This window comes from Anaerococcus sp. Marseille-P3625 (assembly GCF_900232825.1).
Lineage (GTDB): Bacteria > Bacillota > Clostridia > Tissierellales > Peptoniphilaceae > Anaerococcus.
The window spans coordinates 1-1,764 of record NZ_OCTP01000001.1 but is presented as its reverse complement, the minus strand read 5'-3'; the positions used below and the strand labels follow the sequence as shown (position 1 = coordinate 1,764).

Below are 1,764 nucleotides of genomic sequence, written 5' to 3'. Positions count from 1 at the left end.
TCTGCTCTAAAGAAATTGTATTAATCCTCGAAAAATTATTTTTTAAATTTTCCATATCCATAGGATAAACTGTATTAAACCTATTAGCTACCGCATAGGATATTGAGTCTCTCATAAACTTTTCAAAACTTAGTCTATCCTCTATATCTATTCTCAAATCAGCAAGTGCCAAATTAATGTATTCATCTCCATAAATTCGGCTCAAAGAAAATATATTTTCATTGAGTGAATCACTAGCTTCAAATGAAGAATCTCTTATTATTTCTTTTAAAGCCTCCTTATGATTTTCGTGATCAAACTGCCATAAGCTAACCTCATTAATATTCCTATCCATTGATGTGGTCTGACTAATATCGAAAATATATGAAATTCTTTGATTTACATCACTTCCAACTAAAGTTGGAATACCCTTTTGACCTCTCATAACAACTCGACCAAAATATTTTTTCCACATATCAAAAGTCGCACAAGCTCTAGCTTCAGGTTCTTTGTTATATATACTTAGTTGGCTAGAAAAATCATATTTTTGATTGTTACCTATAACCTTTAAGAGTTTTAAATACTCTTTTTCATCTTGTAACACTTCATACTTTATTGCTTCTTGTATATTCTTAAAATCATTTACTTGCATTTCCTACCTCCATTCTATGAATTTCTTTTATAATAGCCATTAAAACATCAACCACAATAGAATTGCCGGCCTGCTTATAAAGCTTGCTTGAAGTACAATTTTTTCTTCTTGGATGTGCTTCTTCTAGTTTGTTAATATCAATGTCATCAAAACCCATGAGTCTTAAACATTCTCTTTCTGTTAAATACCTATATTTACCATTTCCAATATCTATTATTCCAGAATTAGGTACTCTCATCTGTTTTGTAGAAATAGTATAAGAAAAATCTTTAATCACTTTTAGTCGCCCTCTAAAACTATTATCTATGCCTTTATTTAAAAATTTCAGCATATAAGGTTGGGTCATTGTGTAAAGTTCACTTACATCCTTTTCTAAAAATTCACTTAGTGATCTTGTTTCTTTCCTCTCCAATTTATTAAAAGAAAAGTTATTTGCTCCAAGACACGAAACAACAAATATCCTTTCTCTTTTTTGAGGTATCCCAAAGTCCATTGCATTTAAGATTTCATATTTGCTTTCATATCCAAGGTTTTCTAGCTCTTTTAGATAAATAAAAAAGGAGTCCCTCATATTTCTATCAAGGACTCCCTTTACATTTTCCCAAATTATCCATTTAGGTTTATCTTTCATTTCTTTGATTATTCTAATTGTTTCAAATAGTAAGCTTGATCTAGTGCCTGAGTTTTTCACTCCTCCCTGCTTTTTTCCAATTCTTGAAAAGTCTTGGCAAGGACTTCCATGCATTATTAAGTCTATATTCTCATTAGGTACTTTATATCCTACTACTGATTTTGGCTTATAATCTTCTCCATAAAGTTCATTATATGATTTAACACAAGCCTTATCTATTTCTACATAATCAACAACTTCATAAGGTATCTTTAAATTAATAAAAGCCTTTCTAATAGCACCTATGCCACCGAAAAGCTCTAATATTTTTACCTTATTCATTTAGATTATTCTTGTACCTATCTACAAGCCCCCTTATACTATCTTTAATTTCTTTTAAAAAGTCTTCTTTATCTACTTCGCCAGAGCTAATCTTTGCAAGTTTCATTTCCCATTCAGAAGTTGTTTCTGCCGACTTAAACTTATCCTCTACAATCGATACAAGTCTATTGCCTTTTTCTGT

1 protein-coding gene and 2 pseudogenes are annotated in these 1,764 nt (G+C 30.4%); all 3 read right to left on the bottom strand.

The features are described from left to right. A pseudogene (locus tag CS884_RS00015) lies at positions 1-631 on the bottom strand (DNA helicase); the annotation flags it as partial. Continuing rightward, complete coding sequence (locus CS884_RS00010) at positions 618-1,583, bottom strand: DNA cytosine methyltransferase (protein WP_036757767.1); 966 nt, start codon at positions 1,581-1,583, stop codon at positions 618-620. The gene CS884_RS00010 and the pseudogene CS884_RS00015, both read right to left, overlap by 14 nt. After that, positions 1,576-1,764, bottom strand: a pseudogene (locus CS884_RS00005) (DNA topoisomerase III); the annotation flags it as partial. The gene CS884_RS00010 and the pseudogene CS884_RS00005, both read right to left, overlap by 8 nt.